General features: G+C 57.0%; 11 protein-coding genes, 1 pseudogene and 1 riboswitch. Of the genes and pseudogenes, 3 read left to right on the top strand and 9 right to left on the bottom strand.

Annotated features, from left to right (window positions below):
* Positions 1-67 precede the first annotated feature (67 nt).
* The 4 genes from mdh to HS103_03920 all read right to left on the bottom strand — a co-directional run bounded on the left by mdh (position 68) and on the right by HS103_03920 (position 4,963).
* Positions 68-1,018 carry a malate dehydrogenase gene (gene mdh / locus HS103_03935; protein ID MBE7511949.1) on the bottom strand — a complete coding sequence of 317 codons (951 nt, stop codon included), beginning with the start codon at positions 1,016-1,018 and terminating at the stop codon, positions 68-70.
* Positions 1,019-1,168: 150 nt separating this feature from the next.
* On the bottom strand, positions 1,169-1,657 hold the full coding sequence (locus HS103_03930; GenBank protein MBE7511948.1) for a hypothetical protein: 489 nt from the start codon (positions 1,655-1,657) through the stop codon (positions 1,169-1,171).
* A gap of 520 nt (positions 1,658-2,177) precedes the next feature.
* A complete protein-coding gene (locus HS103_03925; GenBank protein MBE7511947.1) occupies positions 2,178-3,650 on the bottom strand; it encodes a sugar transferase in 1,473 nt (490 codons plus the stop codon).
* Entirely contained in the window at positions 3,647-4,963 is a 1,317-nt protein-coding gene (locus HS103_03920; protein MBE7511946.1) for a DUF2029 domain-containing protein, read from the bottom strand. Before HS103_03920 ends, HS103_03925 begins: the two co-directional genes overlap by 4 nt.
* Before the next feature lie 323 nt (positions 4,964-5,286).
* Here HS103_03920 and HS103_03915 point away from each other — a divergent pair.
* A pseudogene (locus HS103_03915) lies at positions 5,287-6,864 on the top strand (beta-N-acetylhexosaminidase).
* A 190-nt stretch (positions 6,865-7,054) separates the two neighbouring features.
* Here the strand turns inward: HS103_03915 and HS103_03910 are convergent.
* Both HS103_03910 and HS103_03905 read right to left on the bottom strand, forming a co-directional pair.
* Positions 7,055-8,227 carry a sigma-70 family RNA polymerase sigma factor gene (locus tag HS103_03910; GenBank protein MBE7511945.1) on the bottom strand — a complete coding sequence of 391 codons (1,173 nt, stop codon included), beginning with the start codon at positions 8,225-8,227 and terminating at the stop codon, positions 7,055-7,057.
* Positions 8,228-8,338: 111 nt separating this feature from the next.
* Complete coding sequence (locus HS103_03905; GenBank protein ID MBE7511944.1) at positions 8,339-8,878, bottom strand: DUF177 domain-containing protein; 540 nt, start codon at positions 8,876-8,878, stop codon at positions 8,339-8,341.
* Between the two features lie 122 nt (positions 8,879-9,000).
* Positions 9,001-9,102: riboswitch (SAM riboswitch) on the top strand.
* An 82-nt stretch (positions 9,103-9,184) separates the two neighbouring features.
* Between HS103_03905 and HS103_03900 the strand changes: the two genes are divergently transcribed.
* On the top strand, positions 9,185-9,694 hold the full coding sequence (locus HS103_03900) for a ClbS/DfsB family four-helix bundle protein (GenBank protein ID MBE7511943.1): 510 nt from the start codon (positions 9,185-9,187) through the stop codon (positions 9,692-9,694).
* 42 nt (positions 9,695-9,736) lie between these two features.
* Positions 9,737-13,228, top strand: a complete 3,492-nt coding sequence (gene metH / locus HS103_03895) for a methionine synthase (protein ID MBE7511942.1) — start codon at positions 9,737-9,739, stop codon at positions 13,226-13,228.
* Between the two features lie 44 nt (positions 13,229-13,272).
* Here metH and HS103_03890 read toward each other — a convergent pair whose 3' ends face one another.
* From HS103_03890 to HS103_03880, 3 genes are all read right to left on the bottom strand, one after another.
* The gene (locus HS103_03890; protein MBE7511941.1) at positions 13,273-14,277 is read right to left on the bottom strand and encodes a hypothetical protein; all 1,005 of its coding nucleotides are present in this window, start codon (positions 14,275-14,277) and stop codon (positions 13,273-13,275) included.
* A gap of 100 nt (positions 14,278-14,377) precedes the next feature.
* The gene (gene maf / locus HS103_03885) at positions 14,378-15,043 is read right to left on the bottom strand and encodes a septum formation protein Maf (protein ID MBE7511940.1); all 666 of its coding nucleotides are present in this window, start codon (positions 15,041-15,043) and stop codon (positions 14,378-14,380) included.
* A 3-nt stretch (positions 15,044-15,046) separates the two neighbouring features.
* On the bottom strand, positions 15,047-15,637 hold the full coding sequence (locus HS103_03880) for a peptidylprolyl isomerase (GenBank protein MBE7511939.1): 591 nt from the start codon (positions 15,635-15,637) through the stop codon (positions 15,047-15,049).
* Positions 15,638-16,011: the final 374 nt, after the last annotated feature.

Raw genomic sequence — 16,011 nt, 5'->3', positions numbered from 1 at the left:
ACCTCGCGCCGCTCGATCAAATAACCTAACTTTTATACGGTGAAGGTCAGGATCAGCGTTCCTCTGACTACTTCTTGTACCCCAACACATCAACGACGGCGCGGACAGCGCGGGCAGAAACTTCCAGCATCGCCTTTTCGCTGTCGTCCAAGTCCATGACGATCACCTTTTCCATCCCCTTTGCGCCGAGGACGCACGGCACGCCGATGAACAAATCGTTGTACCCATATTCCCCTTGCAAATAGACGGCGCTGGCGATCACCCGTTTCTTGTCCTTTAGGATGGACTCAATCATGCTGACCGATGCCGAGGCGGGCGCGTAGTAGGCGCTGCGCCCCATCAGGTTGACGAGTTCGCCGCCACCCTTCCGCGCCCGCTCAATGATCGCTTGGAGTCTGTCCTCGGCAATCAGTTCGCGGATTGGGATGCCTGCCACCGAGGTGTGGCGGGGCAGCGGCACCATTTCATCGCCATGCCCACCGAGGACAATCCCATGCACATCTTCCACGCTCACACCCAATTCCATGCCAATGAACGTCTTGTAACGGGCGGTGTCCAACGCGCCAGCTTGCCCGATCACCCGCTCACGGGGGAAGCCGGAAACTTCCTTCACCACGTGGCACATGGCATCCAGCGGGTTGGTAACGACGACAATGATCGAATTTGGGGAATACTTTGCCAGTTTTTCCGTCAGCGGGGCAACGACATCCTGATTGATTTTCACCAGTTCATCGCGGCTGGGGAATTTCCCCGTCACGGGGTCTTTGCGGCGCGGGACGCCCGCCGTGATCAAAATGACATCCGAGTCGGCGGTCAGAGCGTAATCATCGCCACCGGTGATCTTGAGGTCGAAATTTTCAACCGGCGCTGACTCAGACAGATCAAGGGCAACCCCTTCGGCGACGCCTTTGATCACATCGATCAAGACGACATCAGCAAGTTCCTTGCTGGCGATCCAATGGGCGGCGCTTGAACCAACGGCACCCGCCCCAACAATCGTGACTTTATTCCGACGCATTTTTTGCGTATCTCCCTTTTTGGTTTGTCTTTTTGCATTCTGTTTTGAAACACATTTGCACAAAAGGCGGACGGTACTCAGACCGTCCACCAGTGGTGAACACAAGGATAATCTGCGCCCACAATGGGCAGCACACTGCACACCGCGTTTTTAATCCTCAGCGGCGTCTCGTCCGCCTTTCAATTCCCCCTGAAGGCGTTCCAATTCGTCCCACTTTCCTTCGGCGGCAAGTTTTGCCTGCTTGGGGAAGGTGTTGGCATGTCCAACCATCCGCACGCCGGCATCCTTGACAATCTTTTCAATGGCGGCGGGGTCCATTGTAGCAAGGCGGGCAAAGGTCGTCACGCCAGCGGCGTTTAGCGCTCCGGCGATTTTCTTCCCAATTCCTTCGACCTTCGTCAGGTCATCGGGTTTCGCCTCTGCCTCAGCAGGTTTATCAGCAGCTTTCGGGGGAACCGCCTGTGTTGGTTCGGCGGCTTCGGCTGTCTGGGTTGGGACAGTCGGAAGGTTGGGGGCGTAATCAGGTGTTTTGATCGGGCTTGCCTCGCTGAAGGTTGGCGCCGGCGTTTTTGCAGCGGGCGCTTCGGCGGGTTTTGCCGCTTCAACAATGGCGTGACTCACCGCTGCCGAAATCGCCATCGAGGGGACGATCTCTGGCGTCGTCAGGGCGGCGGCTGACCCACCTGAAGCTGCATGAGCCGTGTGGTGGGCATGATCATCATGACCTGCTGCGTGCGATTCGGCATGATCGTCTGTGGGCGCCTCGGCGTGATGATCATGCTCATGCCCAAGATAAAGCGGCTCTGACCAATCATCATGGGTTGTCCATGGGCGGTTGCGGGCTGCCCAAACCACTGTCCCCCCAACCATCAGCAGCGCACCGACGAAGATCATCACCCCGAAGCGTGTCGGATCACCGCTTGCCCCAGCCGCAGCGGAGAGCAAGAACGCCATGATAATCAGCGCCATGCCGCCGCCCACCGCAAACGCTAGTGAGCCTTCAAATTCTGTAAGTTTTTGGCGTACCTGCACGGGTGGAATCCCCCTTATAGAATGAACGAAACGAATAGGCTATGCATAGGATTCATTATAGCGCAGCGGGTGTGGATGGGGTAAGGCTAGGCAACCAATCGCCCTTGCCCAACGACACCCCGCTAGGCTATGTCCCACTCAGCGAGAGGACTTTCCCCACCGTCCGCAGCATGATCAACAGATCAAGGGTGATCGAACGGTGGCGAATATAATAGAGATCGTATTGCAGTTTGATCAGCGCATCTTCCCTTGTATTCCCGTAACGGTAGCGCACCTGCGCCCATCCAGTCAGCCCGGGCTGGACGAGCAAGCGCGTCCGGTAAAAGGGAATATCCTTGCTCAGCGTCTCCACAAAATGCGGGCGCTCGGGGCGCGGTCCAACGATGCTCATCTCCCCACGCAACACATTGACCAATTGCGGAATTTCATCCAGGCGCGTCTTGCGCAAGATCCGCCCCACACGGGTGATGCGCGGATCGTTGGCGCTTGCCCATTGGGGTCCACTGTATTTTTCGGCGTCGGGGATCATCGAACGCAGTTTGATCACCTTGAACAAGCGTCCGCCGCGCCCAACCCGTTCCTGACGGTAAAAAATTGCCCCCCGCGAGTCAATCTGCATGATTACAACAAGCGGGATGAAAATGAGGGCGAATACTGCCAACCCAAACAAAGCGAGGACGATATCGAGCAGGCGCTTCAGGGTTAGATACATGTTGAAGGTTGCCCCCCGACCCTGCAAGGGGAGGACAACCGTCCAATGGACTTGCCCGACATGCTCAATTGGGACTCGTCCGGTGATCTGTTCGTAGAGCAGCGGCATGGGGATGATCGTCACCCCGGCTTCATAACACGCCATAACCCCCTGAAAAATATCGGCTGGAAGGGTTTCTTCGTAGGCGATGATCAGTTCAGAGATATTTTTCAGGCGGACAATGAACGGAATATCCCGCCCCGTGCCAATGATTGACTCACCCACGTCTGGCTTTTCGATGCTCTCCACCATCCCTACGATCTCGTAATCATTGGCGGCTTCTTGCCGCAGCGTTTCGCTGATCAGCGCCGCCCCGCGCCCCGTTCCCACAATCAACGCTCGCCGCCGTGATGCCGTAAAGCCGATGAGGAAGGGACGCCATACCCGCCAAGCGGCAATGAGCAAAAAAGACAGCACGGCGTAATAGAGAATGAACAACCGGGGGAGCGCTGTGCGTGCTGCCAAGAAGAAAATGATCAAATAGGCGATGAACAACTGCGCCTCAATGATCATGAGGCGCGTCAGGCTTCGCCCGCGCTGTGCGGCTAAGCGCAGATCGTAGAAATCGTTGGCACGGGCGAGGAAGAACCACAGCGTTGGCAAGATCACATACCAGTACAGTTTCGGCAGCAGAAACTCGGTATGAAAGCCTTCCTTGCCCACGAATGACCAGATGATCAACGAGATTGTGATGGCGATGAAGATCGCCGCTGTATCACCGCCCATAAGCAGAAGGCGGCGCTCCGAAATGTTCAATTGGTTTCGGAGGCGCGGCTGGAATTGAATCCCAGAGGGGTGCGTTGCCCTCGCCGCCTCTTTTTCCGATTTTTCCGGTGGGCGGTCACTCATGCGGATGCTGCTCCCTCGCCGACTGCCTTGCGCGGGACGCTCACTCGCAGTTTTTTGTAGATTGCATAGGAGAGCGCCGCGAGGAGGAACGTCCGCAGCAAAACGAGCGCCACCCACAACGGGTACGTTTCCGGGCTAAAGCGCCCCGTCACCGAATCCTTGCCAAAGGAGAACAACAGGGGGAATTCTGCCAGCGTGACAAATGCCAGTGTCACACAGAATAAAACACCCGTCCCGTTGGGGAAACAGAGTAAGATCAACGGGGTCAGCGTCACCAACCACTGCGGACTCCACCCCTGCGACCAGAGGAAGAAGATGATCACCGTCACCGCGACGAAGGCGACAAAGCCGTATTCATCGCGGCGGCGCGTCCGCATGAAAATAGCCAAGCCAATCCCACCCAACAAGATGCCCCGCCCCCACCACGGAATCACAGCGGGGTTTCCTTGCAAACGGTAGGCGCTGGCTGGATCACGGCGATCAGGATCGAGCAATCCGGTCTTTTGGTTATCGTCAATGAGCGCCCACACCGTTTGGTAAGAGGCTTTGTTGAACTGCACGGCAAGCGACGCCAATCCATACTCGCGATTCAGGGCGACCACGCCTCCGAAGACAAGGGCTGTCAGGATCGCGGCGATTGCCGTCACCCGCAGCGCTTCCCCCCTCTCGCGGAAGCGCCACACCGCACCCAACAAGACAAGCGGAAAGACCTTCGTCGCTGCGCCTAAGACGATGCCAAGCGCCCCGCGGACATCCCGCCCACTGACGAAAAAATTGAGCGAGAGCAAGATCGTGAAGGCGACAATTGGTTCAAAATTCCAAAACCCATAAATCATCGAGATCGGCAGCATGGCATACAGCCACCCCAAGAGGATGCCCGTCCCCTTGCCATGAAGTTTTTCCCCTAAGCGGCGGATCAGGAGCAGGCTGCCGGTATCAAAGGCGAGGATCGCCAGGGCGACCCCGTTCGCATAGGGGTTGTAATTGCTATACGTTCCATCTTTGGTGACGAGGGCATAGCTGATCAGCGAAATGGTCGTGAAGACAGGCGGAAATTCGTACCAGTAATCGCGGTAAGGCAGGTAGCCGAGGTCGCTCAGGCGGGTCAGTTGAAAATAATACCAATAATCGCCCATCGCCGTGATCCCTGATTCAGTGGCGGTGATGCCATCCGGCTCAACCACCGTGTAGGTGGGCGGGTTTGTGGAGCGCAAGTTCGGCTGGTGGGCAAAGAGGACGATCAGCCGAAAGCTAATGAACAGAAAGACGACGAACCAACGGCTGGCAAGGAGAGGGGGGATCGTCAGCGTCACGGCAGCACCTCGTCAGAAATCGATCACGCGCCCTTCCAGTGTACCGCAGACTTCCCTTTTCGATAGGTAACTGCGCGGCTTCCATCGTCAAACTAGATCGTGATCGCAACGCTGCCATACTCTTCTGAACTTCGCCTCAACGGACTGCGAAGCTATTGTATTTATGCGATTTTATGTGCTGGAACAGATCACATGTAATATTCACAGGCGTTTGATCATCAATGCACTGCCCAAAGGAGGTTTTTATGTCCTTGCCCCCCCGTGTTCCCCGTCACGCTGTTCGCGGATCGTTTCGGCGGAGGGGTTCAGCACGATTCATCACCTTGTGTATCTGCTTAGCAACTGTTTTGGGCTGGTATTCTGCGCCTTTGTACGCGCTTTCTGCTAGATCGGATGAGGTCATATTGAAGGCGACATCACCACTTCGCGAGGAAGAGACCCCCACGCTGCAAAACCTGATTCCAAAACCTGTCTCGGTCGAGGCTGGCGAGGGTACTTTCCCGCTGACCGTTGAGACGACCATCCGCCTGAACGATCCGAGTCTTCAGTCGGAGGGCGAATTTCTGGCTTCACACTTGCGGCCTGCCAGCGGCTTTCCCCTCACAGTGGAGATCACTACCGATACGCCCGTTTCGGGGAGCATCTATCTACTGCTCGAAGAGGATGACCTCGGACTGGGCGATGAGGGCTACGAGTTGACTATTCAGCCGCAGAAGGTTGAACTACGGGCCAACCATGCAGCCGGTATCTTTCGCGGTATTCAGACACTCCGCCAGCTTTTGCCGGCTGCCATCGAGCGGTCAACGATCCAAACAGGCAGTTGGACTTTGCCAGCGGCCGTCATTCGTGATCACCCACGTTTTGCCTGGCGCGGCGCGATGTTGGATGTTGCACGGCACTCTTCCCCGTCGATGTGGTGAAGCATTATCTGGATTGGATGGCCTACTACAAACTGGAATCGTCTTCATCTGCACCTAGCTGACGATCAGGGTTGGCGTATCATGATCGACAGTTGGCCTAATTTGACTGCTCATGGCGGCAGTACGGCAGTTGGCAGCGTGCCCGGTGGTTTCTACACCAAAGCTGATTATGCGGAGATCGTGGCCTATGCCGAGCGCATGCACATTATTGTCGTGCCAGAGATCGATATGCCGGGGCATACCAATGCAGCGCTGGCATCCTATCCCGAATTGAACTGCGATGGCAAAGCTCCTGCACTCTACACGGGGATGGAAGTGGGCTTCAGTTCACTGTGCATCTCCAAGGAAATCACCTATACCTTTATCGAAGATGTGATCCGCGAGCTTGTCGCGCTGACACCCGGACCCTACCTACACATTGGCGGCGATGAAGCCGCCGCGACCCCCGATGCAGAATACGTCCTCTTTGTCGAGCGGGTACAGGCTATTGTGGCCAAATATGGTAAACAGATCGTTGGGTGGGAAGAAATCGCCCAAACGCAGCTTATGCCGGGGACGCTGGTTCAGCACTGGAACAGCACTCTTGCGCTCAAGGGGGTGCAGCAGGGGGCGAAGGTGATCATGTCGCCAGCCAGCCGCGCCTACCTAGACATGAAATATACGGCGACAACCTCGCCCGGACTAGACTGGGCTGGCCTGATCGAAGTGCAGACGGGTTACACGTGGGACCCGACGATGCAGCTTCGCGGACTGGCTGAAGCCGACATCATCGGCATTGAGGCGCCCCTCTGGACAGAGACGATCACAAACCTAGACGAGATCACCGTCATGGCCTTCCCACGGCTGGTTGGTCATGCCGAGATCGGCTGGTCGCCGGTAGAAGGTCGTGCATGGGAGGAGTACAAAGTCCGACTTCAAACCCACTACGCACGATTCGAGGCACTGGGGATCACCTTCTACCGTTCTCCACAAGTTCCATAGGTGAGCCGTCCCTGTCCATTGCCGCTCTTTGCAAAGCAGGGCAGGGACGACTGCGCTAGGGATGATCGTGATGAGATCGATCACAGGGTAAGTCTCTGAGAGGTATACCCTAGGGGCTATTGCTTGCAGGCGAGAGATCATCTAGAAACGGACGCCCTATTGGGGGAGGGCGTCCCTAAACACGCTGTATTTAGTGCAAGAAATCTCGCAGGCGGCGCGAGCGGCGCGGGTGGCGCAAGCGGCGCAGCGCCTTCCCCTCAATCTGCCGGATGCGTTCGCGGGTTAAGCCAAATTTTTGCCCCACTTCCTCCAGCGTATACTGCTTGCCATTCACCAAGCCAAAGCGCAGCCGCAAAATCCGCGCCTCGCGGGGGGTCAGCGTGGCAAGGACTTCCTCCATCCGTTCGCGGAGCAAGTTCTCGTGGGCGCTTTGGGGAGGCGTCGGTGTGCTGTCGTCCTCAATGAAGCTCCCCAATTCGCTGTCCTCGTCCTCCCCAACGGGGTGCTCCAAACTGAGCGGACGCCAACTGACCTTGAGCATCCATTGCACTTTGCGCGGCTCAAGGTTCATAATCGTGGCGATTTCTTCGGGGGTCGGTTTCCGCCCGTATTCTTGTTCCAATTGGCGGGCGGTTTTGTAGACGCTCCGAATCCGATCCGACATATGGACGGGGACGCGGATTGTCCGTCCCTGATCGGCAATGGCGCGGGTGATCGTCTGGCGTATCCACCAGGTGGCGTAGGTGCTAAAGCGGAAGCCGCGCTGATGCTCAAATTTTTCGACAGCCTTCATCAATCCGAGGTTGCCCTCTTGGATCAAATCGAGGAACTGCACGCCGCGCCCCATATAGCGCTTGGCGATGCTCACGACAAGGCGCGTATTTGCCCGAATCAGATGGTCGCGTGCCTCTTTCCCATCGGCTATGGTGAGTGCCAGCCGTTGGGCATCCTCCCCCTCGGCGCTGCTCAGCGGCTCGGCAGCGGCAATGCCCGCCTCCATCCGCTTTGCCAATGCCACTTCTTCTTCTAGCGAGAGCAGCGGCACACGCGCCATTTCCTTCAAATACAACCCTATCGTGTCGTCGGAAGCAATCGTCGCCAGATCGACAATTTCCTCATCCTCGTCAATATCATCAGCAAGGGCGAAATGATCGCCTATCAGATCAACTTCATCGTAAAAATCGAAATCGTCGCTAATCTCTGCCTCAAATGCCTCGTCAAAGGAGTCTTCTTCGGTGTCCTGAAGTGCCTCGTCGCCGCCAAATTCGGCAAGGGGGGCATCCCCTTCGTCAGCGGGGTAATCATGTGATGAACGGGTTTTCACGGGTACAACGTTCCTTTCCCACAGCGCCGAACCAATCATGAAGGTGATCCAAACGGGATAGACATTCCCTATGCCGAAGCCCAATTGAAACTGAGACTATAAGCGTTCTTGCGCACTCCCTAATTCTGATCCGGTGTTTTGGCGTTGGGGTTAGTCCCCGACCTGATCGCGCAGCGCCTTCAACGCGGCAAGGCGCGGATCAACCGCCTTGTCTGCACAATCGCATATCCCCTCATTCCAATTCTGCCCACATTCTGGGCAAAGCCCTTTACAATCCGCTTGGCACAGGATGTTAATGGGCATGGTTAAGAAAATTTCCTGCCGCAGAAGGGGCGCAAGATCAAGCACGCCCGTTTCAGGAACGATGAACTCCTCACCGGTGCGAGGGGGGTGAACAAACAATTCTTCCAGATTAACGCTGAGGATGACCGCTGTTTCTTGTAGACAGCGGTTGCATTCGCCGGGGATTGCCACCGTCAGCGTCCCTTGGACAAGGATGCCCTCTCCCGTGCGGCTCAGGCGAATCGTTCCCCGCAGATAATCGACAACCATATCCTCGGAGATTTGAACGCGGGGAAAATCAAGATTGTTATCGCTGTGCTGCCCTTTGCTTTCAGCCAGCAGAAACCCAACCTGAAACTTGAGTGTGCGGCTAGGGACGTACCCATTCGTGGACGCAAGCATTGTCATTGGTACTGTCCTTATCGTCTATGTTCTGAGCGTCATTATAGGGAAAAATCGCCCCCGCTGTCAATCGGGCAATCTTGACGGAGCGGACGGATCATGTTACGATCCTGTGAACGTTTTGCAAAAACTCATCACGAGCGGGGGAGAGAACGGCTCTACGAACCCGCAGCAACCGCCGAAGCGTTGGCAAGGTGCTAAATCCGGCAGCAACTCTGCAACGATGGGTAGGGGAAAGACGCATCTTCCGCGCCTCGCCATATCCTGTCGGGGCGCTTTTTCGTTTTTGGCTTAGCCGAGAGGGTGTGGGGCGTGGCAGATCAACTGGACAAAGGGCGGTTGCTCAAATCCCTTCAGGCACAGCACCTCTTTTTGGAGGTCGCCTTAGAGCAGCTTGCTCCACCAGCCATGCTTATTCCCGTTTCCCCAAGCCTCTGGACGGTGAAGGACATCATCGCCCATGTGAATGTTTGGGATCGGCGGGGTACCGGCTGGCTGGCGGATGCTGCTGCGGGAAAAACCCCCGCCATTCCGCTGCCGGGCAAAACATGGAACGACCTTGACGCCTTGAACGCGGCGACCTATGAAGAACACAAGGATCGCTCCCTTACCGAGGTGTTGGCAGAGTTCGAGGCGCTTTTCCCGCCGCTGGTCAGGCTCGTTGAATCCATCTCTGAGGAACGCTTAGCACAGACGATCACCTACCACACGGGCGAACGCGAGGAAACAATTCCGGTGGCTCGGCTTGTGCGCTGGCGCTACCGCCATTACCTGACGCACGGCGAACAAATTCGGACGTGGCTCAAAAACGCACTCTCCTGATAACCGCACGCTCATCAATTGAATGAATGATAAGGACGCATCATGCCTACCAACCTCCGCTATCTAGACGCTATCAAGGATCACGTTCTCATCTATGATGGGGCGATGGGGACAAACATCCAGCGTTACAACCTCACTGCCGAGGACTTTGGCGGCGAGGCGCTCAACGGCTGCAACGATTACCTTGTAATCACCCGCCCCGATGTGATCGGTGAGATTCACAGCAGCTTTATGGCCGTGGGCAGTGAGGTGGTGGAAACCTGTACCTTCCGCTCCAACCGTCTGACCCTTGCCGAATATGGCTTGCAAGATCGCGTCCTAGAGATCAACCGCGCCGCCGCACGCCTTGCGCGAGGCATTGCCGATAGATTCGAGGCAGAGACGGGCAAACCTCGCTTTGTCGCCGGCAGCATCGGACCCACCGGCAAACTCCCCTCCTCGGATGATCCAGACCTCAGCAATGTCACCTTTGATCAGCTTGCCGCTGTCTTTTACGAGCAAGCGCAAGGCTTGGTCGAAGGCGGCGCCGATGTCCTGCTCATCGAGACCAGTCAGGATATTCTCGAAGTCCGCGCCGCTGTCTACGGGATCAATCAGTATTTCAAAGAGAGCGGCAACCGTGTCGCCCTTCAGGTGCAGGTGACGCTGGATACCTCCGGGCGGATGCTCCTCGGCACAGACATTGCCGCCGCCCTGACCATCCTCGAATCCCTCGCATTGGACGTGATCGGTTTGAACTGTTCCACCGGACCCGAACACATGCGCGAACCGATCCGCTACCTGACAGAGTATTCCACGAAACCGATCAGCGTCCTCCCCAACGCCGGACTCCCAATCAATGTCGATGGCGAGGCAGTCTACCCACTTGAACCCGAACCCTTTGCCCACATGATGGCGGAATTCGTGGAGTGGGGCGTGAGTGTCGTTGGCGGCTGCTGTGGCACACGCCCCGAACACCTTGCCAAAGTGATTGAAAAAGTCGGGGCGAATCACCCCCCCAAACACTCTGCCAGCGAGGGCGAACCACGCGCTGCCTCCGGGATGCGCTCGCTGCCGATGGTGCAAAACCCCGCCCCGACGATGATTGGCGAACGGGTGAACAGTCAGGGCAGCCGCAAGGTGAAACGCCTGCTGCTTGCCGATGATTACGAGGGCATTTTGCAAATTGCCCAAGAACAGGTCGATAGCGGGGCGCACATCCTCGATATTTGCGTGGCGCTCACCGAACGCGGCGACGAGGCGGCGCAGATGCGAACACTCGTCAAAAAACTGGCGATGAGCATCGAAGCGCCCCTGATGATCGACATCACCGATCCAGAGGTGGCGGAAGCGGCGCTTGCCGTCTATCCGGGACGCGGCATCATTAATGGGAACAACCTTGAAAACGGACGGGAACGTATCGACAAGGTGCTGCCCATCGCCAAAAAGCACGGCGCGGCGGTGCTTTCCATGACGATTGACGAAATTGGCATGGCAAAGACGGCTGCTCGTAAGCTAGAGGTGGCGCGGGCAATCTACGACATTGCCGTTGGCGAATATGGGATGAAGGCGGGCGATCTGATCTTTGATGATCTGACCTTCACCCTTGCCACAGGCGACGCCGAATTTGTAGACAGCGCGAAGGAAACTCTCGAAGGCATCCGCCTGATCAAGCAGGAACTCCCCGGCGTGTTGACCTCTCTGGGCGTTTCCAACCTCAGCTTTGGCTTGGGTGAAGGGGCGCGGGGCGTTCTGAACAGCGTGTTCCTCTATCACGCCGTTCAATACGGCTTGGATATGGCAATTGTCAATCCCGCCCACATCAAACCCTACGCTGAAATCCCTGAAGAACAGCGCGAACTCGCCAACGATTTGATCTTCAATCGCCACCCCGACGCGCTCCCCCGTTTCATTGCTTATTTCGATGTAAACGTTGTGACGAACGACAGCACGGAACAGGAAGACCCCACCGAGGGGATGACGCCAGAACAAAAACTCCATTGGCAAATCGTCCACCGCAAGAAAGAGGGCGTTGAGGCGCTCGTGGACGCTTGTTTGCAGAACCAGAACGCTGTTGCCGTCCTTAACAACGTCTTGCTCCCCGCCATGAAGGAAGTCGGGGATAAATTCGGCGCGGGCGAATTGATTCTCCCCTTCGTCTTGCAAAGCGCCGAGACGATGAAAAAGACCGTCGCCTACCTTGAAAATTTCCTCGAAAAGAAGGAAGGCACAACAAAAGGGACGGTTGTCCTAGCCACCGTCTACGGCGACGTTCACGACATTGGCAAGAATCTAGTTAAGACCATCCTCAGCAACAACGGCTACACCGTCCACGATCTGGGCAAGCAAGTCCCCGCCAATGTTATTATTGAGGCGGCACAAACGCATAACGCCGATGCCATTGGTCTAAGTGCTTTGCTCGTCAGCACCTCTAAGCAAATGCCCCTGATCGTCAACGAGCTTGCCCGTCGCGGCTTGACCTACCCCGTCCTGATCGGCGGAGCGGCAATCAACCGCCGTTTTGGGCGGCGCATCCTGTTCCTTGATGAAGGCGGCGCCCCTTACGCGCCGGGCGTGTTCTATTGCAAAGACGCCTTCGAGGGCTTGGACACGATGGAACAACTCGTCAACCCCGACTCGCGCACGACCTTGCTTGAACGGATCGTCACCGAGGCAAACACCGAGATGGACAAGGTGCAGCCGCAGCGCCCCGCTTCAAGCGGTAGAAAAGCACTCTTAGCGCCCGCCCCCCATGTGCCAACACCGCCCTTCTGGGGGGCAAAGTCGATCCTGAAAATGCCCACCGAGATAGTGCTTCAGTACCTTCACAAGCCCGAATTGTTCCGCCTAAATTGGGGGGCGAAGAACACGCACGGCGCAGAATGGGAGAAGATTAGCGCCGACTTTGAGGCACGCTTGGCAAAAATGAGCCGTCAGGCAATGTTTGAACACCTGCTTGAACCGCGTGCCGTCTATGGGTACTTTCCGGCAAACAGCTTGGGCGACGATCTGCTCATCTACGATCCGCAACGCTACACAGCGGATGGCTCAAAAGTGGAGATCGCCCGCTTTGCCTTCCCCCGCCAAGACGCTGGCGAGTTCCTGTGCATCAGCGATTACTATCGCAGCGTTGAATCCGGTGTGACCGATGTCGTCGCTTTGCAGATCGTCACCGTAGGGGAGGTGGCAACCCGCCACTTCGACACACTCCAAAATGCCAATGAGTACACGGAAGCCTACTTCTTCCATGGCTTGGCGGTACAGGCGGCAGAGGCGACAGCGCAGTATGTGAACCTTCACATCCGGCGCGAGTTAGGCTTAGACCCCAAACAAGGGAAGCGCTACTCGTGGGGCTACCCTGCCTGTCCCAATCTCGCTGATCATGCGGTGGTGCTGAAACTTCTCCCAGAGGCAGAGACGACGCTTGGCATGACGCTGACCTCTGCTTACCAGTGGATACCCGAACAATCGACAGCGGCGATCTTCGCCCACCACCCAGAGGCAAAATACTACGCCGTCAGCGGCGGACGGCTAGAACAACTGACCGAAGCCTAAGGGCATTTTCCGTCGGGGAGCGCCCCTGTGCGCTCCCCGCAGAATTACCCCTCCCGCAGCCATGCCAAGATCGGCGCATAATCCCCCGAACGATCTGCCGAGGCAGATGCTGCCGCCGTGTGGGGCGTCAGAAGAACGTTCGTTGTCGTATCACGCGCCAGCGCTATGAGAGGGTTTTCCGCCGTCAGCGGCTCGTACTCGTAGGTATCGAAGGCTGCTCCCGCCAGCCGCCCCTCGCGCAGCGCCTTTGCCACAGCCCTCTCGTCCACAACACTTCCACTTCCGATAACGACCATTATCGATTCCTGTTTCATCCTCCCAATCTGCGCCGCCCCAATCCCGCCCCCATTCCGATAATCTGTCTCTGCGCTGTAAGGTAGTAGGCTGACCAAAATATCCGCCTCGCTGACACATGGTTCTAGCGGGGCAAAGGTGATTCCCAAATCCTGATCGACAGCGGCGGGGTAGGGCGTCCGTTTTGTATAGAGTATCTGACGCGGTGCGAAGCCCTTCAGCCGTCGGGCAAGCTCAACACCGATCTCGCCCATCCCCACAATGCCCACGACCTTCCCTCGAATCCCCGTCAGATCGCTGTAATTCAGCCAATTGAAAGCGAAGGTGTCCTCATCCGTCCGGCGCGGCGCAATGCCATGATCCGCCACCACTGCCGCCACCAGAGAGCGTCCTAATCGGCGGCACAGCGCCAAGATCAGCAACAGCGCATGTTCAGCACAGAAGATCACCCCCTGAATAGGCAAGGCGGCGACGCGCACGCCAGCACGTTCGGCGGCGGCGGTGTCAATATCATAGAGCAGCGAACCGAGGCGCACGATTCCCCGCAAATTCGGCGCAGCGGCGATCATCTCCGCCGTGACGGGCTGATTTCGCTCGCTGATCAGGAACGATGCCTTCTCCAACGCTGGAAACAACACCTCTGGCGGGGGCGTCCGCAGCATGATCACATCCAATTCCGGCGGAGCATAGCGAAGGGCGTGCTGTTGGTGGCGTTCGCCGCGATCCGTCAAAAAGACGATAGTGGGGTTGGGCATGGCTGCTCCCTATCTAAGACGTTCCGACGCCTGCTGTGAAATTGATTTTGTCGGGGCGCACCCCTGTGGGGACGCCCCCTGGGGTGTCCGCCATCCTCCCCTACCAAAAACGCCACCCGCAGCGTGTCGCCGTCGGATCGTGCGGCTGGCACCCTTCGGCAGCGGGAAAGGCATCGAACGATCCCCGCACTCCGGCGCTCAGAAGCATCCCGCACACGGCACAAACAGGCAGCCCCATCACATTCGGCGCACAGCCTTCCAGCCGCACTACCGGGCGAAACGTGGCATCCTGTACGGCATATCCCCCCGCCTTGTCAAATGGTTCTCCCCGCAGCACATACGCGGCGATCTCTGCATCGCTGTAATCGCGCAGATAAACGTTTGTCCGAATGATCTGTGTCTGGATGATGTTCGTTAGGGGGTTACGGAGGGCGACCCCGCTGTAGACTTCATGCGCTTGCCCTCGTAAGGAGCGGAGCATCGCCTCGGCTTCGGGGGCATCCGCCGGCTTGCCGATGATTGCCTCGCCCAAGACCACTGTCGTATCCGCCGTGAGGACTGCCGCCGTTGCCTCTATGGAGGGATCCGCGCAGATCGCTTCCGCCTTTTCGCGGCACATGCGCTCCACATAGCGAAGAGGAGATTCGCCCGCCCTCGGCGTTTCATCAATGTCGGGGCGGGCAATCTGAAAGGTGAACCCTAGCGCCGAGAGAAGTTCCCGACGCCGAGGCGAACTTGAACCGAGGATGAGCGGCGTTGCCGACATACCTTACTGCTTGCGATAGAGGGGAAGGTCGTCGTCGTCGTCGTCCTCATCCTCATCGTCATAATCCTCGTCGTCGTCAAAGTCCTCATCATCGAAATCATCAAACTCATCATCAAAATCCAGCCCATGCGGGTGACCGTGTTCGAGTTCTTCTTCTGTCGCCTCGCGCACGCCAATGATTTCAACCGTGAAATGAAGAGTCTGTCCGGCAAGGGGGTGGTTGAAATCGAAGGTGATCTCGTTGGGACCAATCGCCTTCACCACCGCCGTATCCATATTCCCATCGTCATCCTGAAACCCGACCTCCATCCCCAATTCCAACGGGGCGCCTTTCGGCAGGTCTTTGATCGGGACGACCTCAATCGCTTCCTCGTCGTATTCGCCGTAGCCATCTTTGGCGGCGATCACAATGTCTTTTGTATCCCCAACCTTCAAGCCAACCAGTGCCTTTTCCAAACCGGGGATAATGTTCCCCGCGCCGTGTAGATAAGCTAAGGGATCATCCCCTTCTGCTTCGTCCATCACACGCCCATCATCTAGGGTGAGCGTGTAAGCAATCTCAACGACCTTGTTATCCCCAATCATGTCTGTCATTGTTTTTTCCTTCAAGACGAGTGAACGACACATTTTACCATTAGCTAACCGCCCTGAAAATGGCGTTTCCTCCCCGTTGCTGATCAGTTTTATGATCTCATCTTGCGCCGTTGGGCTTGTTTACCTTGTGTTTTAGGAACTTACCTTACGCACAGACCCTCACCCCCTGACCCCCTCTTCCGCTGTGCGGGAGAGGGGGAATTCTCTTTGGGAGGGGCGCTGCCCCTCCCAGCCCTTTTATGCAGCTAATCTCAGAGAGAATCGCACTGCTTGCCTAAGGTAAATTAGGAAAAGGGCAGTTTGAGGAGATTTCGCCCTCAAAAATTGAATCCCTCCTCTCCTCTTTGTGTTGAGGAGAGAGGGCTAGGGGTAAG

The organism is Anaerolineales bacterium (genome assembly GCA_015075625.1).
Taxonomy (GTDB): domain Bacteria; phylum Chloroflexota; class Anaerolineae; order Aggregatilineales; family UBA2796; genus UBA2796.
Note: the sequence above shows the minus strand (reverse complement) of the source record. Positions and strands in the feature narration are given on the sequence as shown.